General features: G+C 63.0%; 23 protein-coding genes. 12 read left to right on the forward strand and 11 right to left on the reverse strand.

All coding sequences use genetic code 11. The features are described from left to right. The first annotated feature begins 5 nt into the window (after nt 1-5). The 3 genes from scpB to arsC are packed head-to-tail and all read left to right on the forward strand — an operon-like array spanning nt 6 to nt 2798. Nucleotides 6-929, forward strand: a complete 924-nt coding sequence (scpB, locus tag BM338_RS15705; RefSeq protein WP_090452289.1) for an SMC-Scp complex subunit ScpB — start codon at nt 6-8, stop codon at nt 927-929. After that, nucleotides 926-2431: a pseudouridine synthase gene (locus BM338_RS15710; protein WP_090452291.1), complete on the forward strand. Its 1506-nt coding sequence runs from the start codon at nt 926-928 to the stop codon at nt 2429-2431. The genes scpB and BM338_RS15710 overlap by 4 nt, the downstream gene beginning before the upstream one ends. A 16-nt stretch (nt 2432-2447) precedes the next feature. Beyond that, nucleotides 2448-2798, forward strand: a complete 351-nt coding sequence (gene arsC, locus BM338_RS15715) for an arsenate reductase (glutaredoxin) (protein ID WP_090452293.1) — start codon at nt 2448-2450, stop codon at nt 2796-2798. A 40-nt stretch (nt 2799-2838) separates the two neighbouring features. On the opposite strand, the gene truD is transcribed toward arsC, so the two are convergent. The 9 genes from truD to BM338_RS15760 are packed head-to-tail and all read right to left on the reverse strand — an operon-like array spanning nt 2839 to nt 11018. Further along, complete coding sequence (gene truD, locus BM338_RS15720; RefSeq protein WP_090452295.1) at nt 2839-3846, reverse strand: tRNA pseudouridine(13) synthase TruD; 1008 nt, start codon at nt 3844-3846, stop codon at nt 2839-2841. 37 nt (nt 3847-3883) lie between these two features. Next, nucleotides 3884-5326 (reverse strand): magnesium transporter, encoded by a 1443-nt coding sequence (mgtE, locus tag BM338_RS15725; protein ID WP_090452297.1) that lies wholly within the window; start codon nt 5324-5326, stop codon nt 3884-3886. Next, complete coding sequence (ispF, locus tag BM338_RS15730; RefSeq protein ID WP_090452617.1) at nt 5323-5796, reverse strand: 2-C-methyl-D-erythritol 2,4-cyclodiphosphate synthase; 474 nt, start codon at nt 5794-5796, stop codon at nt 5323-5325. The genes mgtE and ispF overlap by 4 nt, the downstream gene beginning before the upstream one ends. Nucleotides 5797-5812: 16 nt before the next feature. Beyond that, entirely contained in the window at nt 5813-6502 is a 690-nt protein-coding gene (gene ispD, locus BM338_RS15735; protein ID WP_177229384.1) for a 2-C-methyl-D-erythritol 4-phosphate cytidylyltransferase, read from the reverse strand. Nucleotides 6503-6504: 2 nt separating this feature from the next. Then, entirely contained in the window at nt 6505-6834 is a 330-nt protein-coding gene (ftsB, locus tag BM338_RS15740; protein WP_090452301.1) for a cell division protein FtsB, read from the reverse strand. A gap of 19 nt (nt 6835-6853) precedes the next feature. Further along, on the reverse strand, nt 6854-8152 hold the full coding sequence (gene eno / locus BM338_RS15745; RefSeq protein WP_090452303.1) for a phosphopyruvate hydratase: 1299 nt from the start codon (nt 8150-8152) through the stop codon (nt 6854-6856). A 21-nt stretch (nt 8153-8173) separates the two neighbouring features. Continuing rightward, nucleotides 8174-8524, reverse strand: a complete 351-nt coding sequence (locus BM338_RS15750; protein ID WP_143109322.1) for a hypothetical protein — start codon at nt 8522-8524, stop codon at nt 8174-8176. Continuing rightward, entirely contained in the window at nt 8521-9351 is an 831-nt protein-coding gene (gene kdsA, locus BM338_RS15755) for a 3-deoxy-8-phosphooctulonate synthase (protein WP_090452307.1), read from the reverse strand. Before kdsA ends, BM338_RS15750 begins: the two co-directional genes overlap by 4 nt. Next, complete coding sequence (locus BM338_RS15760) at nt 9348-11018, reverse strand: CTP synthase (protein ID WP_090452309.1); 1671 nt, start codon at nt 11016-11018, stop codon at nt 9348-9350. Before BM338_RS15760 ends, kdsA begins: the two co-directional genes overlap by 4 nt. 133 nt (nt 11019-11151) lie before the next feature. Here BM338_RS15760 and BM338_RS15765 point away from each other — a divergent pair, with 133 nt between their 5' ends. The 5 genes from BM338_RS15765 (at nt 11152) to BM338_RS15785 (ending at nt 16861) form a co-directional block, all read left to right on the forward strand. Then, the gene (locus BM338_RS15765) at nt 11152-12951 is read left to right on the forward strand and encodes an aminopeptidase P family protein (RefSeq protein ID WP_090452311.1); all 1800 of its coding nucleotides are present in this window, start codon (nt 11152-11154) and stop codon (nt 12949-12951) included. Between the two features lie 20 nt (nt 12952-12971). After that, complete coding sequence (locus BM338_RS15770; protein ID WP_090452313.1) at nt 12972-13463, forward strand: hypothetical protein; 492 nt, start codon at nt 12972-12974, stop codon at nt 13461-13463. A gap of 81 nt (nt 13464-13544) precedes the next feature. Beyond that, complete coding sequence (gene parE, locus BM338_RS15775) at nt 13545-15434, forward strand: DNA topoisomerase IV subunit B (protein WP_090452315.1); 1890 nt, start codon at nt 13545-13547, stop codon at nt 15432-15434. 67 nt (nt 15435-15501) lie between these two features. After that, nucleotides 15502-16263 carry a hypothetical protein gene (locus BM338_RS15780; RefSeq protein ID WP_090452619.1) on the forward strand — a complete coding sequence of 254 codons (762 nt, stop codon included), beginning with the start codon at nt 15502-15504 and terminating at the stop codon, nt 16261-16263. A gap of 73 nt (nt 16264-16336) precedes the next feature. Next, the gene (locus BM338_RS15785) at nt 16337-16861 is read left to right on the forward strand and encodes a 3-hydroxyanthranilate 3,4-dioxygenase (protein WP_090452317.1); all 525 of its coding nucleotides are present in this window, start codon (nt 16337-16339) and stop codon (nt 16859-16861) included. Here the strand turns inward: BM338_RS15785 and BM338_RS15790 are convergent. Beyond that, nucleotides 16842-17402 carry an NUDIX hydrolase gene (locus BM338_RS15790; RefSeq protein WP_090452319.1) on the reverse strand — a complete coding sequence of 187 codons (561 nt, stop codon included), beginning with the start codon at nt 17400-17402 and terminating at the stop codon, nt 16842-16844. The genes BM338_RS15785 and BM338_RS15790 overlap by 20 nt on opposite strands. A 154-nt stretch (nt 17403-17556) precedes the next feature. Here BM338_RS15790 and BM338_RS15795 point away from each other — a divergent pair, with 154 nt between their 5' ends. The 4 genes from BM338_RS15795 (at nt 17557) to BM338_RS15810 (ending at nt 21751) form a co-directional block, all read left to right on the forward strand. Beyond that, nucleotides 17557-18150, forward strand: coding sequence for a hypothetical protein (locus BM338_RS15795; RefSeq protein WP_090452321.1), 594 nt, complete (start codon nt 17557-17559; stop codon nt 18148-18150). Nucleotides 18151-18240: 90 nt separating this feature from the next. Next, a complete protein-coding gene (locus BM338_RS15800) occupies nt 18241-18537 on the forward strand; it encodes a hypothetical protein (protein ID WP_143109323.1) in 297 nt (98 codons plus the stop codon). A 202-nt stretch (nt 18538-18739) separates the two neighbouring features. Next, complete coding sequence (locus tag BM338_RS15805) at nt 18740-20224, forward strand: amino acid permease (protein WP_090452325.1); 1485 nt, start codon at nt 18740-18742, stop codon at nt 20222-20224. Nucleotides 20225-20308: 84 nt separating this feature from the next. After that, entirely contained in the window at nt 20309-21751 is a 1443-nt protein-coding gene (locus tag BM338_RS15810; protein WP_090452328.1) for an amino acid permease, read from the forward strand. A 477-nt stretch (nt 21752-22228) separates the two neighbouring features. Here the strand turns inward: BM338_RS15810 and BM338_RS15815 are convergent, their stop codons facing one another. Continuing rightward, nucleotides 22229-22561 (reverse strand): high-potential iron-sulfur protein, encoded by a 333-nt coding sequence (locus BM338_RS15815; RefSeq protein ID WP_090452330.1) that lies wholly within the window; start codon nt 22559-22561, stop codon nt 22229-22231. Nucleotides 22562-22710 lie beyond the last annotated feature (149 nt).

The raw sequence follows: 22710 nt of genomic DNA on the forward strand, positions 1-22710 counted from the left end.
AGGCCATGCAGATCGAGCAACTCAAAAACATTATCGAGGCGGCATTGCTCGCCGCCAGCCAGCCGATGAACGTGCAGCAGCTGGGCGACCTGTTCAACGAGGAAGACGAAGTCGACCGCGAACAAATCGCCAAGGCGCTGGAAGCGCTGGCCGAGGATTGCACTGGCCGCGGCGTGGAGCTGCGCGAGGTCGCCTCCGGCTTCCGCTACCAGGTGCGCCAGGACGTGCATCCGTGGATCTCGCGGATGTGGACGGAAAAGCCCAGCCGCTACTCGCGTGCCTTGCTGGAGACGCTCTCGCTGATCGCGTACCGCCAGCCGATCACGCGACCGGAAATCGAACAGATCCGCGGCGTGGTGGTGTCTTCCAACATCATCAAGACGATGGAAGAGCGAGAATGGATCCGCGTGGTGGGCTACCGCGACGTGCCCGGCAAGCCGGCCCTGTTCGGCACCACCCGCGCCTTCCTCGACTACTTCAACCTGAAGTCGCTGGACGAACTGCCACCGCTGTCCGAAATCCGCGACATGGAAGACCCGCAGATGCGGCTGGACAATGACGATATACCCGCCCGCGTCGTGAAGGATCTGCCGATCGATCCGGACGAAGTGGCGGAAGAAGCAGACAACACCGAAGGCACCGAAGCCCAGGCGGATACCGCCCGGGAAGGCGCTCACCAAGACGCCGACGACGTTGAGTTCCAGGTCGCCGGCCACGAACACCCCACTGAACCCGGCAACGACGACAGCCATGTCGCCAGCGAGCCGGTCACCGAACCTGCGCAGCCGGCCGACGCCGACGCTGCCACCTCCGAACCCGACGCGGCGACGCCCGTCGAGACCCCGACCGTCACTGCCGCCGAGGCAGCGAATCCGCCCGACACCGAACACGGCGAAGGCACGCAAGATACCGAGGAGTACCGCGCATGAATGCGCCACAGAAATCCGTTTTGACCCTCAAGCGCGAACCGCGCGATGAAAACACCCCCGCTCTCGAAGAGCGCCTGCACAAAGTGCTGGCCAACGCGGGCCTGGGCTCGCGCCGCATGCTCGAGCAGCGTATCCAGGCCGGCGACGTTGAAGTGAACGGCGCCCCCGCAGGCATCGGCGCCAGCGTGCACGCGGGCGACCGCGTCGTGCTGGACAGCAAGCAGTTCGTGGTCGCCACCGACAATCGCGACGAAACCGAAGTGCTGGTCTACCACAAGCCCGAAGGCGTCGTGACCACCCGCGAAGACCCCGAAGGCCGTCCCACCGTGTTCGAACAGCTGCCGCGACTGAAAGGCGCGCGCTGGGTCGCCGTGGGCCGCCTTGACATCAACACCACCGGTCTGCTGCTACTCACCACTGACGGCGAACTGGCCAACGCACTGATGCATCCGCGTAGTGGACTCGAGCGCGAATACCTGTGCCGCGTGCACGGCGAAGTGCCCGATGAGCTCATCGAAAAGCTGAAGGCCGGCGTGGAACTGGAAGACGGCCCCGCCCGCTTCGACGAAATCGCGGTGATCAGCCGCGGCGGCAGCCACAGCTGGTTCCGCGTAGTGATCCGCGAAGGCCGCAACCGCGAAGTGCGCCGCCTGTGGGATTCGCAAGGCTTCCTGGTCAGCCGCCTCAAGCGTATCCGTTACGGCAGTGTCGAACTGCCGCGTGCATTGCGCCGTGGCGACTGCGAAGCGCTGGGCGAAGATGCGGTGAAGCAGCTGCGTCAGGTGAGCGGCCTCGGCGCACCGCAGCCGGTGCTCACCTTGAGCCCTGTGCTGCATCAGCGTCGCGCCACCCGCAACGTTACTGAATATCGACCTGAGCGCGGCACCGGCACCGCATGGAGCAGCGCTCATCACGACGAGGCCCGCGAACTGCGCGCCTTCGACCGCATTCGCGAAGAACCCGCCCGCGGCAAGCAGCAGCGTCGCCGCCCGGGCAAGGAAGTGAATGGCAACGTGGCGCGCCCCGAGCGTGCACCGAGCGCCGCCGGTCGCTACAAGGGCAAGCGCGGTGTAGCACCAGGACAGGAGCTGCCGTCCGTGCGCACCTGGTTCGCCGGTGAAAGCCGCGATGGCGGTGGCAGTAGTAGCGGCGGTGGCGGTGGCGGCGGTCGTACTGGCCGTGGCGGCTTCGGCGGCGGTAACGCCGCTGGCGCTGGCGGCAATCGTCGCGGCCCCGGCGGCGGCAAGCCGGCGGGCGCTCGTTCGGCCGATGGCCGTAGCGGCAATCCCTATGGCGGCTTTGGTGGCGGCGGCAGTCGCGGACCCGGTGGTGGCAATCGCCAAGGTCAGGGTCAGGGCCAAGGTCAGGGCGGCCGACCGCAAGGTCGCGGTGGCAATCGACCGCAGGGTGGCGGCGGCGGTAACCGACCGCACGGCGGTGGCGGTCGCCCCCAGGGTGGTGGTGGCCGTAGCGGCGGCGGCAATCGTGGCGGCAATCGCTAAGCATTGACGCGGCCCGATGACTCACGTCCGCATCTACCACAACAACCGCTGCTCCAAATCACGCGCCACACTGGCGCTGCTACAGGAGCGCGGTTGTGACTGCGAGGTCATCAACTACCTCGAAACACCGCCAAGCATGGATGAACTCACCGAGCTGCTCGATCAGCTCGGCATAACGCCACGCGAATTGCTGCGCAAAAGTGAGCCGGAATACGCCGAGCTGGGCCTGGACGACCCCACACTAAGCGACAGCGCGTTGATTGCCGCGATGACTGTCCATCCGCGCCTGATCGAACGCCCAATTGTCGTCGCGCATGGCAAGGCCGCACTGGGTCGCCCACCGGAAGCGGTACTGGGCATTCTCTAAAGGGCCGATCGGGGTGACGACACTCACCCCGATCTGTCACTCATGTCTGCGCGAGCTCGCGCACGATCACCGTGGCATAAGCGCCGGCCGGCAACTCGAAAGCCAGCTCCAGCGCATCGTCTTCCAACCATCGCCATTTCAGATCTTTGGGAATCAGGCGTAGCGGACGCCGCTCCTGGTCCATGCGCGCCGCCGCGAGACCCTCGGCCAGATCGTTGTTGGCGGTGGCTATCTCGTTTTCCAACGTTGCCACGTCTGCGCCTGCCGGCGTGGCGCCCTGCCCCCACAGCGGACCGGACGGATGGATATCCGCACGCGCCAGGCGATCCGCCAGCGCCGCGTCGAACGGCTCGGGCCCGAACCACGAACGCGTACCTGCCAGCGACCAGATCTCGCCTTCCATAGGTGTATCCCACGCGTTGCGTTCCACGCGAGCCGACAACAAGGCGTTGAAGATATGCGAGCGCGCCGCCGACAACAGGAAGGAACGCTTGTCGCGATCCACCCGCTTCCCGCCGAACATCGCGCGCGCCTGCGCCACATTGCCGCCTTCGCGACCGAAGCGCTGCTCGCCAAAGTAGTTCGGCACACCGCGATCCGCGATCTGCCTCAACACTTGCTCAGCCGCCTCGCGATCACCCTGCACCTGTCGCAATACCAGCACAAACCGATTGCCGCGCAAGGCGCCACGCTTGAGCTTGCGCTTGTGGCGCGTCGCGGCCAGCACCTTCACTTCGGCATGTGGAAACGCCGACCAGTCGGGATCCGGCTTACCGGCCAATTGCACCGAGAACGTCTGCCGGGTAACGGCATGGCGATCCTTCAAGCCGGCATAACCCACATTAAGGGGCGGTATCTCTGCAAAGCGAGCCAGCTCGCGCGCCACCCAGTCCGTATTGGCGCCGCGCTTTTCTACCCATAGCAAGGCGTGCTCGCCTTCGCCATCAGCGTCGTAGCCCAGGATTTCCTCCACCTGGAAGTCTTCCGGTGTACTGCGCAGCTGCGCCGTAAGCGGCGGGTGGCCGTAGGCGTAAGGGAGTTCGCTCATGAATAAAGAAACCGCAAAAGGAGAAAGCCGGAGGGCATTACATCAGGAACAGCGTGGCAAGCCCGAGAAAAATAAAAAAACCGCCACTGTCGGTCATGGCGGTGATCAACACACTGGAACCTAACGCGGGATCGCGACCGAAGCGCGTCATCAGCATCGGAATACCAACCCCGCAGAAGGCAGCCAGCAACAGATTCAGCGTCATCGCTGCGGTCATCACCGCGCCCAGCGCAAGATTCCCATAAAGCAACCAGGCCACCATACCGATCACACTGCCCCATACCAGGCCGTTGACCAGCGACACACCGAGCTCTTTGCGCCACAAGCGTTTGGCGCTATCCGGCGTGATCTGATCAAGCGCCATCGCGCGCACGATCATGGTGATGGTCTGGTTGCCTGAGTTGCCGCCGATGCCGGCGACGATCGGCATCAGCGCGGCCAGCGCAACCAGCTGCTGGATGGAGCCCTCAAACAGACCGATGACGCGCGAGGCGATAAACGCCGTCACCAGATTGATCGCCAGCCAGGCCCAGCGATTGCGTAGCGATTTCCACACCGAGGCGAAGATATCTTCCTCTTCGCGCAGACCGCCGCGACTCAGGGCCTCGCTTTCGCCTTCTTCGCGGATCACATCGACCATGGAGTCGATGGTGATGCGTCCGATCAGATGGCCCCTGTCGTCCACCACCGGCGCGGTGACCAGGTCGTAGCGTTCGAACGCCTGCGCCACTTCGTAGGCATCGTCGCCAGGATGGAAGGTGTTGACGTCCGGCGCCATCACCTCGCTCACCATCTTCTCGGGCGAGTTCACCAGCAGCCAGTGCAGCGGCAACACGCCGGTGAGCAGGTTGTCGTGGTTCACCACGAACAGCTTGTCGGTCTGGCCCGGCAATTCTTCAAAACGGCGCAGGTAGCGCAGCACGGTCTCGAGACTCACATCCTCGCGGATAGTGACCATCTCGAAATCCATCAGCGCGCCGACTTGGTCGTCCTTCCACGACAGCGCCGACTGCAGTTGTTCACGCTGCTGCGCGTCGAGACTGGCCATCAGCTCGGGCAGTACTTCGGTCGGGAGATCCTCGACGAGGTCGGCCAGCTCGTCCGCTTCCAGCGGCTCCACGGCGGCGAGGATTTCACCCTGATCCATATCCGCGATCAGCGATTCGCGGACCGAATCTGAAACCTCGAGCAGGATTTCGCCGTCGCGGTCAGCCTTCACCAGCTGCCAGACGGTGAGGCGATCCTCCAGCGGCAGCGCTTCCAGGATGTAGGCGATGTCCGCTGGATGCAGCCCATCCAGCTGCCGCTGCAATTCAGCCAGATGCTGCCGGTGCAGCAGGTTGTCCACCAAATCCTGGTGCGGGCCATGCTGGCTATGCGCGACCTGTTCGACCAGCTTGTGCCGGCGCAGCAGATCGATGATTGCATCCAGTTGCTCGTGCAACCGGTGGGCGGAGCCGCGGGCCTCCGCCTCGCTCATGCCAGAACCAGCAGTACGCAGGCCTGGGCGGCGATACCTTCGCCACGCCCGGTAAAGCCGAGCTTCTCCGTAGTGGTGGCTTTGACGCTGATACGCTCGACTTCGCAACCCAGCTCTTCAGCGATGCATTCGCGCATCGCCTGCGCATGCGGGCCGACCTTCGGCAGCTCGCAGATCACCGTGATGTCGGCGTTACCGATTGCGTAGCCTTGCTCGCGCATCAGGGTGGCCGCATGGCGCAGGAAGATCCGGCTTTCGGCACCGCGCCAGCGTTCCTGCGACGGCGGAAAATGGCGACCGATGTCGCCCAGCGCCAGCGCACCGAAGATCGCATCGCACAGGGCATGGATCGCCACATCGCCATCCGAATGCGCCACTACGCCATGGCTATGCGGCACACGCACGCCGCCCAGCATGATGTGATCACCATCGCCGAAGGCGTGTACGTCGAAACCCTGGCCGATCCGCATCATGCGCCTGCTCTCCTCAAAGCGTCTTGCCCAGAAGGAACTCGGCCAGCGCGAAATCGCTGGCCGTCGTCACCTTGATATTGTCCTCGGCCCCTTCGACGAGCAATGGGGCGAAGCCTGCATGCTCCATTGCCATCGCCTCGTCGCTGACCTTCAGCCCGCGCGCAGCGGCGACGCGCAACGCGGCTGCCAGTTCCGCGCGGCGGAACATCTGCGGCGTGAACGCACGCCAGCGCTCGTCGCGCGGCTCGGTGATCTGGCTATGGCCCGACGCATCGGCGCGCTTCAGCGTATCGCGCAACGGCGCACCCAACAGGCCACCGCCCGCTGCCGTGCCCAACTCGATAAGACGACTGATGTCTGCCATTCGCACGCAGGGACGCGCTGCATCGTGCACCAGTACGAATGCATCACCGACAATGTCCGCGGGCAATGCCTCCACGCCAGCCAGCACTGAATCGCAGCGCTCTGCGCCACCGACGGTTGTGCGTACCGGCTTGCCGCCAAGCTGATCGATACCCGACCAGAGTTCATCGTCCGCCCCAAGCACCACCATCAAGCCGGCAATGCGCGGGTGCGCCGACAGCCGCTCCAGCGTATGCAGGATCAAAGGCCGGCCAGCCAGTGACAGATATTGCTTGGGAATATCCCCGCCGACCCGGGCGCCACGCCCGGCCGCCGGAACCACACACCACAGTGACGTCATGCTCACTGCCCGCTGTTGTTGCTATTGGCTGGCGGCGCCACGCTGCTGGCGGCGCCGGGCTTCTCGACTACCTGATAGAAGGTCTCACCCGGACGGACCAGACCCAGCTCGGCGCGTGCGCGGGCTTCCACCGCCTGCTCGCCGTGCTTGAGATCATCCACGTCCGCACCCAGCGCCTGATTGCGCTGGAGCAGCCGCTGGTTGTCCTCGGTCTGCTTCTTCACCGCGGCGCGTAGGGTTTCCACTTCGTGCACGCCACCGTTGCCGGTCCACAGTTTGATCTGTAGACCGATCAGGACCAGGAGCAAGATCAGGGCGATCCAGCGCAGCATGGGCCGTCCGTTGCCTCGATCAGCCCGGCAGGCTGCTCAGATTCGGGAAGGCGTTGCGACCGGCATAACGCGCGGCGGCACCGAGCTGTTCTTCAATACGCAGCAACTGGTTGTACTTGGCCACACGATCGGTACGGCACAGCGAACCCGTCTTGATCTGGGTCGCGGTGGTCGCCACGGCGATGTCGGAAATGGTGGTGTCCTCGGTCTCGCCCGAGCGATGCGACACGATCGCGGCGTACTTGGCAGCGTCGGCCATGGCGATGGCTTCCAGCGTTTCCGACAGGGTGCCGATCTGGTTGACCTTGATCAGGATCGCGTTGGCGATCTTCTTCTCGATGCCTTCGCGGAAGATCGCCGGGTTGGTCACGAACAGATCGTCACCGACCAGCTGTACCTTGTTGCCGATAGCGTCGGTCAGCAGCTTCCAGCCATCCCAGTCGCCTTCGGCCATGCCGTCTTCGATGGTCACGATCGGATACTGCTTCGACCAGCTGGCCAGCAGGTCGACGAACTGCGGCGGGGTATAGACCTTGCCCTCGCCTTCCAGGTCGTACTTGCCGTCCTTGAAGAACTCCGAACTGGCTACGTCGAGGCCGAGCAGAATCTCGCTGCCGATCTTGTAGCCGGACTTGTTGACCGCCTCGAGGATGGTGTCCAGCGCCTCGATGTTGGAACGCAGGTTCGGCGCAAAGCCGCCCTCGTCACCCACCGCCGTGTTCAGGCCCTTGCCCTTCAGCACGCTCTTGAGCGCGTGGAAGATTTCGGTGCCGGCACGCAGCGACTCGGCAAAGCTCGGCAGACCGACCGGCAGCACCATGAATTCCTGCACGTCGACGTTGTTATCCGCGTGCGCACCGCCGTTGATGATGTTCATCATCGGCACCGGCAGCGCGCCGGGCTTGCCGTTGGAGAGGTATTTCCACAGCGGCTCGCCGCGCGCGGCGGCCACGGCGTGCGCCGCTGCCATCGAAACGCCGAGCAGCGCATTCGCACCCAGGCGGCCCTTGTTCGGCGTGCCGTCGAGCACAATCAGCTTACTGTCCAGGCCCGTCTGGTCGGCCGCATCGAAACCCTTGAGCGCGCCGGCGATCTCACCGTTGACGTTCGCCACCGCGTTCTTCACGCCCTTGCCGAGATAGCGCGACTTGTCGCCATCACGCAGCTCGACTGCCTCGCGCGTGCCGGTTGAGGCGCCGCTCGGCACCGCCGCGCGACCGAAGCCGCCGCCCGCCAGGGTCACTTCCGCTTCGAGCGTAGGGTTGCCGCGGGAGTCGAGGATTTCACGGGCGTGAATACGGGTGATTTCAGTGCTCATGGAGTTCCTTGGAATGCAAAATTACGCAATAAAGATGAGGACGCAAAACAGCACAAGAAAAAGCAGATTCAAAAGCAGTCCGAGGCGCGCATAAAACTTGCGCTGCGCGGGACGCCATCCGGCCACCAGCCCCAGCACGAGGCCAAGCAGCGCAGCCGGCCAGGCAAACAGTGCCCCATACATCACTCCTGCAAAGAGGAGGTAGATCGAATTTTTGTCCGATGCTGACGAGCCCACGGCCAGGCCAAGTAACCCCAGGACGAGAGGACCAAGCAGCGCAACAAGACCAAGCGCGAAGGAAGCTATACCCCACTTCGAGTGCTTGGGAAACGAGGTTGTCGCGATGCTCGCCTCGGCCATGTCGCGATTCATTGGCTTTCTAGAAAGCCATGTCGCTTCGTGACCTGATCCAACTCGAGCAGGGTTTCCAGCAAGGCCTCCATCTTGCCCAGCGGCCAGGCATTTGGACCGTCGCTGAGCGCCTTGTCCGGATCCGGATGGGTTTCGGCGAATAGGCCGGCCACGCCGACCGCAATCGCCGCGCGCGCCAGCACCGGCACGAACTCACGCTGACCACCTGAACTAGTGCCTTGGCCACCCGGCAACTGCACCGAATGGGTCGCGTCGAACACCACCGGGCAACCGGTCTCGCGCATCACCGCAAGCGAGCGCATATCCGATACCAGATTGTTGTAGCCAAAGCTGGCGCCGCGCTCGCACACCAGGATGTTGTCGTTGCCGACGTCCTTGGCCTTCGCGACGACGTGCTTCATATCCCACGGCGCCAGGAACTGGCCTTTCTTGATATTCACCGGCTTGCCGGCACGCGCCACGGCCTGGATGAAATCCGTCTGGCGGCACAGGAAAGCCGGCGTCTGCAGCACGTCCACCACCGAAGCGACTTCGGCAAACGGGGTGTACTCGTGCACGTCGGTCAGCACCGGCACACCGATCTGGCGCTTCACTTCGCCAAGAATACGCAGGCCTTCTTCCATGCCCGGCCCGCGAAAGCTATTGCCGGAGGAACGGTTGGCCTTGTCGAAGCTGGACTTGAAGATGAAATTGATGCCGAGCTTGCCGGTGATTTCCTTCAACTTGCCAGCGGTATCGAGCTGCAATTGTTCGGATTCAACCACACACGGGCCGGCGATCACGAACAACGGTTGATCCAGCCCTACTTCGAACCCGCACAACTTCATGCCACGGACTCCTTGGCCAGATGCTCACCGTCGCGCACCGTCTTGTACTCGCGCGCGGCGCGCACGAAGCCGATGAACAGCGGGTGGCCATCGCGTGGCGTGGAGGTGAATTCCGGATGCGCCTGGCAGCCGAGGAACCACGGGTGCTTCTGCTGCGGCAGTTCGACAATCTCCACCAGCAGATCGTCCATCGACTTGCCGGAGACCACCATGCCCAGGTCTTCGAACGACTGGCGATAACGGTTGTTGAACTCGTAGCGATGGCGATGGCGCTCGCGCACCACTTCCTGGCCGTACATCTCGCGCGCCAGGGTGCCGGCCTTGAGGCGGCACTCCTGCGCACCCAGGCGCATGGTGCCGCCCAGATCCGAGCGCTCGGTGCGCTGTTCCACTTCGCCGGTGGCGGTGGTCCATTCGGTGATCAGAGCGATTACTGGGTTGCCGGTATTGCGGTCGTTCTCGCTGGAGTCGGCATCGGGAAGGCCAGCCACATTGCGGGCGAAATCCACCACCGCCGCATGCATGCCATAGCAAATGCCGAAATACGGCACGCCATGCTCGCGCGCATATTTGGCTGCCAGCACCTTGCCCTCGAAGCCACGCTTGCCGAAGCCGCCCGGCACCAGGATCGCGTCGACCCCGCCCAGCACTTTGGCAGCGCCTTCGGCTTCGACCTGCTCGGAATCCACCCACTGCAGATTCACGCGCGTCTGCTGCTTGATGCCGCCATGGCGCAGCGCCTCGCCCAGGGACTTGTAGGCGTCCTTGTGCTCGACGTACTTGCCGACGATGGCGACGTTGATCTCGTCTTTCGGATGCTCCACCGCATCCACGGTGCGCTGCCAGGCGGAGAGATCGGCCGGGCCGGCGGCGAGGCCGAGCTTCTTGACCACGATGTCGTCCAGCCCCTGCTTGTGTAGCCACAGCGGCTGCTTGTAGATGATGTCGACGTCGGCGGCGCTGATCACCGCCTGCTCCGGCACGTTGGTGAACAGAGCGATCTTGCGGCGCTCGCCGTCCGGCAGCTGCTGCTCGCAGCGGCACAGCAGCACGTCCGGCTGGATACCGATGGAACGCAGTTCCTTCACGGAATGCTGGGTCGGCTTGGTTTTGATCTCGCCGGCGGCCTTGATGTACGGCACCAGGGTCAGATGCATGAACAGCACCTTCTCCGGACCGTGCTCAATGCGCAGCTGACGGATCGCCTCGAGGAACGGCAGCGATTCGATATCGCCCACCGTGCCGCCGATCTCCACCAGCGCCACATCGAAGCCACGAGTGGCCTCGTGGATGCAGTGCTTGATCTCGTCGGTGATGTGCGGGATCACCTGCACGGTAGCGCCGAGGTAATCGCCGCGGCGTTCCTTGCGGATTACCGATTCGTAGATCTTGCCGGTGGTGATGGAGTTCTTGCCGGTCAGGCGGGTGTGGACGAAACGCTCGTAGTGACCCAGATCCAGGTCGGTCTCCGCGCCGTCGTCGGTCACATAGACCTCGCCGTGCTGGAAGGGACTCATGGTGCCCGGATCCACGTTGATGTACGGGTCGAGCTTCATCATGGTGACCGAGAGGCCACGCGCTTCCAGAATGGAAGCCAGCGACGCCGCGGCGATGCCCTTGCCAAGAGAGGACACCACACCGCCGGTGACGAAAATCAGGGGGGTCATGGGATGCAGCCGTGCTGGAAATCGGCATTTTAGCGGAGGTTGCTCCGTGCCGCGAGTGATCCGTAGAAAATTCCCACACGGATTCATGCAATACCCCGAAAATCGCGTGCAGGCGGACTGCTAGCATGAACGGATGAGCCAAGCCATTCCCTCTCGCCTCGCCGCCCTGCGGCAGACCATGCGCCAGCACGGCGTTACCGCCTGCCTGATCCCCAGCGCCGATCCGCACCTTTCCGAATATCTACCCGCGCACTGGCAGGCACGCGCTTGGCTGTCCGGCTTTACCGGCTCGGCCGGCATCCTGGTGGTGACCCAGAGCCATGCGGGCCTGTGGACCGATTCGCGCTACTTCGCCCAGGCCGAAAAGGAATTGGCTGACAGCGGCATCGGGTTGATGAAACAGCGCGTGGCGCATACGCCTGAGCATCTCGAATGGCTGCAGCAACACGTAGGTGAAGGCGAGGTGCTCGCCGCGGCCGGTGACAGCTTGGCGCTGACCACCCAGCGCCAGATCGAACACCGTTTCATCGAGACCGGCGCCCGCCTGCGCACCGATCTGGATCTGCCTGGCGCCATCTGGACTGATCGGCCGCCCTTACCGGCCGCGCTGGTCATCGAGCACGCGCTGCGCTATGCCAGCGTATCCCGCGCCGACAAGTTCACGCGCCTGCGCAGCGCGATGCGCAAGCTCGGTGCCAGTCACCATCTAATATCCAGCCTGGATGATATCGCCTGGCTGACCAACCTGCGCGGCAGCGATGTGGAGTGCAACCCGGTCTTCCTTTCGCACCTGCTGGTCGCCGCCGATGGGCGCGCCACCTTGTTCATCGGTCGCGGCAAGCTGAGCGATGCCCTGGTTGCCGCCTTGGCTGCCGATGGCGTCCTGCTCGCCGACTACGCCACAGTCACCGATGCGCTGGGCGAGCTGGGCGCGAATGACAGCCTGTTGCTGGATCCTGCCCGCGTAGTCAGCGCCATCGCCGCGGCGATCCCGCCGGCGGTCCGGCGCATCGAGACAGCCAATCCTTCCACCTCGCACAAAGCGCGCAAGGGCGAGGCGGAGCTGGATCACATCCGCGAAGTCATGCGCCGCGACGGCGCCGCCCTGGTGCGGGCCTTCCGCCGCCTGGAAGAACGCCTGATCGTCGGCATGACCCAGACCGAGCTGGACGTGGATACGCTGTTGCGCGAGGAACGCTCCGCCCAGCCCGACTTTGTCGGCGAGAGCTTTGCCACCATCGCCGGCTACCAGGCCAACGGCGCGCTGCCGCATTACCGGGCCACGCCGGAAAGCCACAGCACGCTTAAACCGCAGGGACTGCTGCTGGTCGATTCTGGCGGCCAGTACCTGGGCGGGACCACCGATATCACCCGTGTGCTGGCGCTGGGCGAGACCACGCCCGAACAGCGCCGCGATGCCACCCTGGTCATGAAGGGGCTGATCGCCCTCTCCCGCGCACGCTTTCCCAAAGGTGCCAACGGTCCGCAGCTCGATGCACTGGCGCGCGCGCCGCTATGGGCCAGCGGCATGGACTACGGCCATGGCACCGGTCATGGTGTGGGCTTCTTCCTCAATGTGCATGAGGGCCCACAGAGCATCCGTCCACCGGTATCGGGTGGCGCACTGGTTGCGCTGGAGCCAGGCATGATCACTTCGATCGAGCCGGGCCTGTACAAGCCCGGCCGGCACGGCATCCGCCACGAAAACCTGGCTGTGGTGGTGGAAGCCGATCTCACCGAATTCGGTGAGTTCTACGCCTTCGAAGCGCTGACCCTGTGCCCATTTGACCGCCGCGCGCTGGAGCCCAGCCTACTCAACCCCGAAGAACGCGCCTGGCTGGACGACTACCACGCCACCGTGCGCGCCGCGCTCAGCCCACTACTGGAAGATGCCGATCTGCTGTGGCTGGAGCGGCACTGCGCGCCGCTCTGACCGGAAACCCCACGAAGACTATGCTCGACCTTCTCAGCGGCACGCTCGACTTCGGCGACGGCAACGGGCTCCACCCCGATACCACGCTCGAGCAATTCGAACGCATGCCGGTCTGCCGCACCCTGCAACTGCATCGCAACCCGCACGTCGCCGATCTGCTGAGCTTTCATGGCTGGCAGGAGATCGCCGGTTCTCTCACCTTTAAAGTCGCGCTGTCTTTTTGCGCCGGAGGGGTTGATCGGCTGACGATGTCTTTGAGCAATGGGCCGATGAGTCCGTTCGACTGGGATCGCGTCACCGAATCGCTGCTGAAAGACGAAATCCGGGTTCTGAAGGGCTTTGTCAGGTCACAGCTCGGGCGACCGGCCGATCGCTCCACGTATCCCCATGCTCCGGCTTTCGGGGATATCTGGGTACTCCCCTGGGGCGAGCTCAGCGCACACGGCGAGCCCCGGTCTTTCACCTCCGGCATCTACCTCACTCCGAACCACCGCATCGGCAAGGCTTATTGAAAGACCCACCGATGGACGCTTGACCCACCGAGCCCTGCCCGGCCATGCTCCCCCGCCTTCACCGCAGAACCCCCACCCCGCATGAGCAGTCGCTACAACGCCGCCGATATTGAAGTCCTCTCCGGTCTTGACCCGGTCAAGCGCCGGCCGGGCATGTACACGGACACCAGCCGCCCGAACCATCTGGCGCAGGAAGTCATCGATAACTCGGTGGACGAGGCGCTGGCCGGCCACGCCAGCGCGATCGATGTGATCCTGCACAACGACGGCTCGGTGGAAGTCAGCGACGACGGCCGCGGCATGCCGGTAGACATCCATCCGGAAGAAGGCATTCCGGGCGTGGAGCTGATCCTCACGCGCCTGCATGCGGGCGGCAAATTCTCCGGCAAGAACTACAACTTCTCCGGTGGCCTGCATGGCGTGGGCGTGTCCGTGGTGAATGCGCTGTCCAACCGGGTGGAAGTCACCATCCGCCGCGACGGCAATGAATACCGCATGGCCTTTGAGCACGGCGATCGCGTCAGCGAGCTGGAAATCATCGGCAGCGTACCGAAGAAGAAGACCGGCACCACCGTACGCTTCTGGCCAGAGGCGAAGTACTTCGATTCGCCCAAGATCTTGCTGTCCAAGCTCAAGCACCTGCTGCGCGCCAAAGCCGTGCTGTGCGCTGGCCTCAATGTAAAGCTCACTGACGAAGCCAGCGGCGAAGTCGTCGAATGGCATTACGAAGATGGCCTGCGCGACTACCTGCGCGGCGAACTCGAAGGTGCCGATGCGCTGCCGTCGGAGCTCTATGTGCACCATGTGGCCCGTGAAACCGAGGGCCTGGATGTCGCCCTCGCCTGGCTGCCAGAAGGCGAGTTGGTGCAGGAGAGCTACGTCAACCTGATTCCGACCGCGCAAGGCGGCACCCACGTCAACGGCCTGCGCAGCGGCCTGACTAACGCCATCCGCGAGTTCTGCGACATCCGCAATCTATTGCCGCGTGGCGTAAAGCTGGCGCCGGAAGATGTGTGGGAGCGCCTGGCTTTTGTGCTCTCCACCAAGCTGCAGGACCCGCAGTTCGCCGGACAGACCAAAGAACGCCTGTCCTCGCGTAATGCGGCCGCCTTGGTTGAGAACGTGGTGCACGACGCCTTCAGCCTGTGGCTGAACCAGAACGTGGAACTGGGCGAACGTATCGCCCAGCTCGCCATCGAGCGCGCCAGCGCGCGCCTGAAGGCCTCCAAGCAGGTCATCCGCAAAAAGATCACCCAGGGTCCCGCCCTGCCCGGCAAGCTGGCCGATTGCACCGCTACCGATCTCAGCCGCACCGAACTGTTCCTGGTGGAGGGCGACTCCGCCGGCGGCAGCGCCAAGCAGGCTCGCGACAAAGAGTTCCAGGCGATCCTTCCGCTGCGCGGCAAGATCCTCAATACCTGGGAAGTGGAGTCCGGCTCGGTGCTCGCCTCTGAGGAAGTGCACAACCTCGCCATCGCCATCGGCTGCGATCCAGGCAAGGACGATCTCAGCGGCCTGCGCTACGGCAAGGTCATCATCCTCGCCGACGCGGACTCCGACGGCCTGCACATCGCCACCCTGCTCAGCGCGCTGTTCCTGCGCCATTTCCCGTCACTGGTGCGCGAAGGCCACGTGTTCGTGGCGATGCCGCCGCTGTTCCGTGTCGACGTGGGTAAGCAGGTGTTCTATTGCCTCGACGAAAACGAAAAAGTCGCGATGCTGCAACGGATCGAGCGCGAAAAGATAAAGGGCCAGGTCAGCACCACCCGCTTCAAGGGCCTGGGCGAAATGAACCCTTCGCAGTTGCGCGAGTCTACGATCCACCCCGATACCCGCCGCCTAGTGCAACTGACGGTGGAAGACGGCGAAGGTACGGCCAAGCTGATGGACATGCTGCTTGCCAAGAAGCGCGCCAGCGACCGCAAGGCATGGCTCGAGGAAAAGGGCGACCTGGCCACGCTCGAAGTCTAGCGATACCCGTTTCACCGGCGCCGCGATGGGGACGGCGCCGGGATCACCCATGGAAGGTTTCCCCATCATGAAGAAGTGCCTCTGGCTATCCCTCTGCCTGTCGTGCGTCGCAGGCTGCTCCGCGTTCAAACCCACTTCGGCCGTCAACGGCCATGTCGTGCCCGAGTCGAAAATGACCAAGGGCCAATGGGTGGAGTCCGATCCCAATCGCATCGCGAACCTGGAGATCCGGGACAATCTGGCGACGCTGTATCAGCTGATGGACAAGCTCTATAAGCGCAACCCGTCGCAATGGAAAAAGAGCGGTGCCACCTCGCAGGCGCGAGCCGAAGCACGGGTAAAGCAGGCCATCGAGACGCGACAGCCACTGCCCGGCCTGGATGGCCAACGCGATATTGCCGCCATGACGCTGGCGCTCGATACGACCTACGCTGGCGACCGCGTGGGCACCTTGATCTACGGCCTGGGCGACATGCTTGTCACCGCCCACGGTGGCAAGACCCGTCTCTATCTGATCGATGGTGTAGATGCCCAACGTGTATACAACGCCGCGCGCAACGTGGAGATCACCATGTGGATGCTTGCGCAGCGCAAAGGCAAAGACGGCCAGCCCTTGCTGGTTTCCAATGAACTCTCCGAAAGCGGCCGCAACCTCAGCTTCGAACGCCTGTTCGGCACCATGATCGGCCGCACCGACCTGGTTGCCGAGTTTGCCGCAGAAAAATACCGTCGCTCGGCGATCAATTATGTGCAGAGCTTTCTGGGCGGCCAGTTCCTGCAATTCCTGCCGGTGCAGTCACTGTCCGGCGCAGCCTCCGCAGCGCAATGAACCCGTACGGACTAGGCAGACCCCGAGCACTGGCTCTAAGGTAGCGCGCATCCCCCCCCCAAGGGCTCTCCGCATGTTGGTGCCACCACTCAACCTCCAGCGCTGGATCGACGAACACCGCCACCTGCTCAAGCCGCCGGTGGGCAACAAGTGCATCGTGGACGGCGACTTCATCGTGATGATCGTCGGCGGCCCCAATGCGCGCACCGACTACCACTACGACGAAGGTCCCGAGTTCTTCTTCCAGCTAGAAGGCGAGATGGTGCTGAAGGTGCAGGACGAAGGCGTGGCGCGCGATATCCCGATCCGCGCCGGCGAGATGTTCTACTTGCCACCACGCGTGCCTCACTCGCCACAACGCATGCCGGAATCCATCGGCCTGGTGATCGAACGCCGCCGACTGGCGAACGAGAGGGACGGCTTGCTGTGGTTCTGCCAGCAGTGCAACCACAAGCTGTATGAGGAGTACTTCACCCTCGAGAGTATCGAGAACGACTTTCCTCCCGTGTTCGAGCGCTTCTATCGTTCGCCCGACGCCCGCACCTGCACGCAGTGCGGGCAACTGCACCCCGCGCCGGCTAAATACGAATCGGCGTAGACGCAGACTGCAGCCACTTGCTCGCCATGCGCCGCAGCGATTCGTCGGCGCTTGCGTCACCAGCGATTTCCCGGATCGGCCGCCAGGCCAGGGCCAGCGATTCCTCGCTGATCGCGAAGGCTTCGCTGCCCGTCGCACGCACCACGTAACGCACGTCGTAATGCCAATGACCTGGTTCACTGCCGCGCTCGGGAATCCAGTGGCAATCGAGGTCGAACAGTGCCGGCTCTACGGAAAGATCCGTCAGTCCGGACTCCTCCTCCGCCTCACGTAATGCCACACGCGCCAGATCGGTGTCGCCATCGGCGTGACCACCCAGCTGCAGCCAGCGATTGAGCTTCCGGTGATGCGTCAGCAATACACGCTCGCCGTCCGCGCTGACCAGCCAGGACGAGGCCGTGAAATGACCGACGAGATGCTCGCGATGAAAGACCGACGACGAGGAGCGCAAAAAATCGGCGAACTTTGTCGCGCTGACCTCTTCATGCCAGCGCTGATCGTAACGGTGAAATTCGTCTAGCAGGAAATGAACGTCATTCATATCGAAAACAATAAAAATTCATCAGTGGAAAGAGACTGCGCAAGCATAATAAAACACCCTTAATTTAGGACCGTTTCCATATATTGCGCACGGCCATGCAAACTTAACATCGACGTCAAATCGTCATGACGGCGAATGCGTTGATGCGAACAAAATGGCCATATATAAATTCTCGATTTTTACGACCCTCGCTTTGTCGGCCATCGGCGGGACGGCGTATGCCAACGACCACTCGCTGGAGAATCTCAGCTTTACCGGACCATTGCTGACGCCTGGCGCAGTCGCCCTGCCGCCAGGAACAATAAATGTCGAGCCCTATCTCGTCTATGCCGACGATCATGTTGTCTACGATGCACATGGTCATCGACACACCACACCTTCTGGCACGCGGTCCTGGACATGGCTCGTGCCTACCACCATCGGAATCACCGATCGCTTTAGTGCCGCCGTTACGATAGGCGCCGTATCGGCGGCGTCCGCAGGCATGCATACGAATGGCGCGAGGATTGCGGATACCACTCTGAAGCTGCAGTACATGCTACTGGCGCCCAGCGATGACGGTACGCGCCCAGCGGTCTCTATAGCTTATGCCCATCGCTTTCCCACCGGCGCCTTCGACCATCTCGATGCGAATCCGCTGAACGGCTCGGGCAATGGCGCCAACGTAGATACCCTCTCGCTCTTCGCGCAGAAGGTTGCATGGATGCCAAACGGCCGCCCTCTGCGCATGCGTACCTACCTGGCATGAAGTCCCACACCACGCCGGATCAACCTGAGGGACGTCAGTGTCTACGACACACCACCGGGCTTCCACGGCCATGCCTACCAGGGGAAATCATTGAGCGTCAGCAGCTCCCTCGAGTACAGCATCGATCGGCACTGGGGTATCGCTATGGATTTCGTATGGGATTACGCCGACAGCACCCGCGTCAACGGCTCCTATACTCCCATGGATGGCACGACCGCATCTTTGAAGCGTAACGATCCCTCGCGCTGGGTCTATAGCGTCGCCCCCGCAGTGGAATACAACATCAATGACTCCATTGGCGTCATCGCAGGCGTACAAGCCAGCCTCACTGGTCGCCGCAACCAGGCTTTTGTCCAACCTCAGGTGGCGCTGAACATGGTCTTCTGATGGAAAAACGCTCCTCTGCCCACGATGGGCGTCCCACAAAACGTCTCGGAGTCCTAGCCGCAATGCAACTTGTACCGGCGCGCCGCGCTGGGCTATGGTGGGTGAATCGCCTCGGTGGGAGGGGCGGGCATCAAGCAAGCTGAGACATACTTTTTAGCCGCGCCATCTAAGAACAACAAACGCAACAATTTGGGGGAGAGACATGCTGAAAAATTTATTCGCGACGACGTCGATTTCGGCATCACCTAACGCCGGAGAACTTCCTGACGTCGGCGCACACGGCGAAGCTACCCTCAAGCGCGCGCTGACTGCCCGCCACCTGGTGATGCTGGGCATTGGCGCCATCATCGGCGCAGGTATCTTCGTGATTACCGGCCAGGCCGCCGCTCAGCATGCCGGCCCAGCCATCGTGCTCAGCTTCGTGCTTGCGGGCTTCGCCTGCGCGCTGGCGGCACTTTGCTACGCAGAGTTCGCCGCGATGCTGCCGGTATCGGGCAGCGCCTACTCCTATTCCTATGCCACGCTGGGTGAGTACGTCGCCTGGTTCGTCGGCTGGAGCCTGGTACTGGAGTACCTGTTCACCGTCGCCACCGTGGCGGCCGGCTGGTCAGGCTACTTCAACAAGCTGCTGTCACTGATAAGCGGCTGGGTCGGCCATGACGTGAGCCTGCCGCAAGTGCTGGCGTCCGCGCCGTTCACCGTGGTGGATGGGCATATCCAGGCCACAGGCATGCTGATCAACCTGCCGGCCGTGGCGATCATCGCCGCCATCACCGGCCTGTGCTACGTCGGCATCACCCAGTCGGCCTTCGTCAATTCGATCATCGTGGCGATCAAGGTGACGGTGATCCTGCTGTTCATCGCCTTCGCCGCGAAGTACGTGAACCCGGACAACTGGCACCCCTTCATCCCGGCCAACGAAGGCGCATCCAAGTACGGCTGGAGCGGCGTCGGTCGCGCAGCAGCCATCGTGTTCTTCTCCTACATCGGCTTCGATGCGGTCTCCACCGCGGCAGCCGAGGCCAAGAATCCACAGCGAGATATGCCCATCGGTATTCTCGGCTCGCTGGTGGTCTGCACCATCCTCTACATCATCGTCGCCGGCATCCTCACCGGTATCGCCGATTTCCGCCTGCTGGGCACGCCTGAGCCTGTCGCCACGGCGCTGGACAACTATCCGACCCTGCACTGGCTGCAGATCATCGTGGTGATCGGTGCAGTAACCGGGCTGAGCTCGGTGATCCTGGTGATGCTGATGGGTCAGCCGCGCATCTTCTATTCGATGGCACGCGACGGACTGATCCCGGCGGTTTTCGGCCGCATCCACAAGAAGTTCCGCACGCCGCATGTGGGCACCGTCGTGGTGGGCGTGCTGGCTGCTCTCCTGGGTGGCATGTTCAACATCGGCGTGTTGGGCGAGATGGTCGCCATGGGCACCCTGCTCGCCTTCGCCACCGTGTGCATCGGCGTACTGGTGCTGCGCTATACCCGCCCCGAACTGCCTCGCGCGTTCCGCGTGCCGGTGCCGTGGCTGGTCTGCCCGCTTGGTGCCCTGGCTTGCATGGCGCTGTTTCTGCAGTCGTTCGTCGAGCACTGGCGCTGGATGCTGGCCTGGATCGCGATCGGCCAGGTGATCTACTTCTTCTACGGCTACTCGCACAGCAAGTTGCGCAAGCCCGCCGCATAATCGCTCCAGAAGGCCGGCTTCGAGCCGGCCTTCTGCTTTTATCGGGCACCCATGCCCCGACACCACGCTCCACCAGGTTCGCCCATGCTCAAACAGCTTCTCGCTCGCAAGACCGATTTCTCCGACGCTGACGACAGCCACGGCGGCCCCAGCCTGCGCCGCACGCTCGGCCCTTGGGGCGTCACAGCCCTGGGCATTGGCGCGGTGATCGGCACCGGCATCTTCGTGGTTACCGGCCAGGCCGCCGCGGAGCACGCGGGCCCGGCGGTGCTGATCTCCTTCATGCTCGCGGCGATCTGCAGTGGCTTCACCGCGCTGTGCTACGCCGAATTCGCCACGCTGATCCCGATCTCGGGTAGCTCCTACTCCTACGCCTATGCCACCCTCGGCGAAGTGGTGGCATGGTTCATCGGCTGGAACATGGTGCTGGAATACGGCATCTCCGCTTCGGCGGTAGCCGCCAGCTGGACCGGCTACTTCACCAGCCTGCTCGATCATGTCGGCGTCCATCTGCCGATCGCACTGACCGAAGCGCCATTGGCTTTCAGCAATGGGCACCTGGTTAGCACCGGGCACATCATGAATCTGCCGGCGGTAGCGATCGTGCTGGCGCTTACGTGGCTTTGCTACGTCGGCATCCGCGAGTCGTCGGGGCTCAACGTGCTGATGGTGATGCTCAAGGTCGGCCTGATCATCGTGGTGGTCGTCGCGGGCTACCGCTACGTCGATCCCGCCAACTGGCACCCGTTCGTGCCGGCGTCCGAAGGACCCGGCAAGTACGGCTGGTCCGGCATCATGCGCGGCGCCGCGATGGTGTTCTTCGCTTACATCGGCTTCGAGGCGACATCCACCGCCGCGCAGGAATGCAAGAACCCGCAGAAGGATCTGCCCTTTGGCACTCTGGTCTCGCTAGTAATCTGCACTGTGTTGTATCTGGCGATGGCCGCCGTGCTGACCGGATTGATCTCTTACACCCAGCTGGGTACCAGCGAGCCGGTAGTGACGGCAATCAGGGCGCATCCAGAACTGGGCTGGCTGCGGCTGATTGTGGAGATCGGCGCACTGATCGGCCTGTCCTCGGTAATCCTGGTGATGATCATCGCGCAGCCGCGCATCTTCATGATCATGTCGCGCGATGGTCTGTTGCCGCCGGTATTCAACCGCATCCATCCGAAGCACCGCACGCCGCATCTCAACACACTGATCACCGGTGCCGGCATCGCCATTCTCGCCGCGGTGTTTCCGCTCGATCTGCTGGCCGACCTCACCTCGATGGGCACATTGATCGCTTTCGTGGCGGTATGTGCGGGCGTGCTGATCCTGCGCTACACCTCACCCGAACTACCGCGCCTGTTTCGTGTGCCCGCCGCGTGGTTCATCTGCCCCGCCGGAGTGGTCAGTTGCGTGGCCCTGCTGTCCTTCATGGCCTGGTTCAACTGGCTGTTGATGATCACCTGGACCGTGATCGGCCTGGTGATTTATTTCGGTTACGGCGTCCGCCACAGCAAGTTGCGCCAACGCCTCTAAGGGAAATTTCGCTGAACTGGCGTTATCTTCCGTAAAAATCGGGCTTTTTGGACAAAAAGCCCGAAATAGCCATCTATTCCCAAAAGTCGTCAATTCATACTCATTGTTGACACCGAATCACGAATTATCGTGCAACTCATTGTATTAAATGAATTTAACGAGACTTTTTCGGGATTTTTTTTAGTACCGGCTGCCCCAATCGCTCTTGCCGGGAGTATGATCTTCAGTCCGTGGGTTGATCACTTGGCAGTGGGCCCCGGATTGCCGCCCGGCGCGTCAGGCGGGTCAGCTCCTTGGCCTGACGCGTCTGGGCAGCATCTTCTCCTTCCGGCAGATCATCCGATCGCCGATGATTTTCTTGGTTGTCTTTCTTTCACGTCGCACGCCATCGGCGACGTCCGCGTGCGCGCAAGCAACACGCAAAAAAGAAAGGCCGGCATTTCAGCCGGCCTTCGGTGTTGCGATGAGCGAGAGTCGTCAGGCCTTCTTCGGCGAGTGCGATACGCACCAGCCCTTCGCATTCACCGACTTGCCCGGGAACAACTGACACGGGCCGTAACCGCTGGGGCCACCGGAGTAGAACTGGCAATTGGCGCAAGTATCGCCCGGCTTGTGCTTGGCATCCTTGCTGCTGCCGGCGTCTTCCACATAACCCAAAGCCTTGGCGGTCGGATCCGACTCCGCTACGTGCGGCAGGTCGGCAGCGCGCGCAAAACGCGGCAGGGTTCCGATCGCTACCGCCGCGGCAGCCGTTCCCGCGGCAGCCTTGAGAAAGCGGCGACGCGATTCGATATCTTTTTCTTGCGACATTGGCCAAACCTCCGTCTTGGGACATCTTCGCCGCACTCTGCGGCGAATCCGGCAGCCATGGTAACTCTCCCGGCAAAATTCATCCTGACTTGCGAGAATGGCTCGCATTCGAGGAAAGCCGCCCAGGGGCGGCATGTTATAGTCGCACT

The sequence above is a fragment of the Dyella sp. OK004 genome (assembly GCF_900114495.1).
In the GTDB taxonomy this organism is placed as follows: Bacteria; Pseudomonadota; Gammaproteobacteria; order Xanthomonadales; family Rhodanobacteraceae; genus Dyella_D.

Excerpts from the sequence above, each read along its gene's own strand:
- scpB (WP_090452289.1), top strand. The coding sequence starts at position 6 with ATGCAGATCGAGCAACTCAAAAACATTATCGAGGCGGCATTGCTCGCC.
- BM338_RS15710 (WP_090452291.1), top strand. The coding sequence starts at position 926 with ATGAATGCGCCACAGAAATCCGTTTTGACCCTCAAGCGCGAACCGCGC.
- arsC (WP_090452293.1), top strand. The coding sequence starts at position 2,448 with ATGACTCACGTCCGCATCTACCACAACAACCGCTGCTCCAAATCACGC.
- truD (WP_090452295.1), bottom strand. The coding sequence starts at position 3,846 with ATGAGCGAACTCCCTTACGCCTACGGCCACCCGCCGCTTACGGCGCAG.
- mgtE (WP_090452297.1), bottom strand. The coding sequence starts at position 5,326 with ATGAGCGAGGCGGAGGCCCGCGGCTCCGCCCACCGGTTGCACGAGCAA.
- ispF (WP_090452617.1), bottom strand. The coding sequence starts at position 5,796 with ATGCGGATCGGCCAGGGTTTCGACGTACACGCCTTCGGCGATGGTGAT.
- ispD (WP_177229384.1), bottom strand. The coding sequence starts at position 6,502 with ATGACGTCACTGTGGTGTGTGGTTCCGGCGGCCGGGCGTGGCGCCCGG.
- ftsB (WP_090452301.1), bottom strand. The coding sequence starts at position 6,834 with ATGCTGCGCTGGATCGCCCTGATCTTGCTCCTGGTCCTGATCGGTCTA.
- eno (WP_090452303.1), bottom strand. The coding sequence starts at position 8,152 with ATGAGCACTGAAATCACCCGTATTCACGCCCGTGAAATCCTCGACTCC.
- BM338_RS15750 (WP_143109322.1), bottom strand. The coding sequence starts at position 8,524 with ATGAATCGCGACATGGCCGAGGCGAGCATCGCGACAACCTCGTTTCCC.
- kdsA (WP_090452307.1), bottom strand. The coding sequence starts at position 9,351 with ATGAAGTTGTGCGGGTTCGAAGTAGGGCTGGATCAACCGTTGTTCGTG.
- BM338_RS15760 (WP_090452309.1), bottom strand. The coding sequence starts at position 11,018 with ATGACCCCCCTGATTTTCGTCACCGGCGGTGTGGTGTCCTCTCTTGGC.
- BM338_RS15765 (WP_090452311.1), top strand. The coding sequence starts at position 11,152 with ATGAGCCAAGCCATTCCCTCTCGCCTCGCCGCCCTGCGGCAGACCATG.
- BM338_RS15770 (WP_090452313.1), top strand. The coding sequence starts at position 12,972 with ATGCTCGACCTTCTCAGCGGCACGCTCGACTTCGGCGACGGCAACGGG.
- parE (WP_090452315.1), top strand. The coding sequence starts at position 13,545 with ATGAGCAGTCGCTACAACGCCGCCGATATTGAAGTCCTCTCCGGTCTT.
- BM338_RS15780 (WP_090452619.1), top strand. The coding sequence starts at position 15,502 with ATGAAGAAGTGCCTCTGGCTATCCCTCTGCCTGTCGTGCGTCGCAGGC.
- BM338_RS15785 (WP_090452317.1), top strand. The coding sequence starts at position 16,337 with ATGTTGGTGCCACCACTCAACCTCCAGCGCTGGATCGACGAACACCGC.
- BM338_RS15790 (WP_090452319.1), bottom strand. The coding sequence starts at position 17,402 with ATGAATGACGTTCATTTCCTGCTAGACGAATTTCACCGTTACGATCAG.
- BM338_RS15795 (WP_090452321.1), top strand. The coding sequence starts at position 17,557 with ATGGCCATATATAAATTCTCGATTTTTACGACCCTCGCTTTGTCGGCC.
- BM338_RS15805 (WP_090452325.1), top strand. The coding sequence starts at position 18,740 with ATGCTGAAAAATTTATTCGCGACGACGTCGATTTCGGCATCACCTAAC.
- BM338_RS15810 (WP_090452328.1), top strand. The coding sequence starts at position 20,309 with ATGCTCAAACAGCTTCTCGCTCGCAAGACCGATTTCTCCGACGCTGAC.
- BM338_RS15815 (WP_090452330.1), bottom strand. The coding sequence starts at position 22,561 with ATGTCGCAAGAAAAAGATATCGAATCGCGTCGCCGCTTTCTCAAGGCT.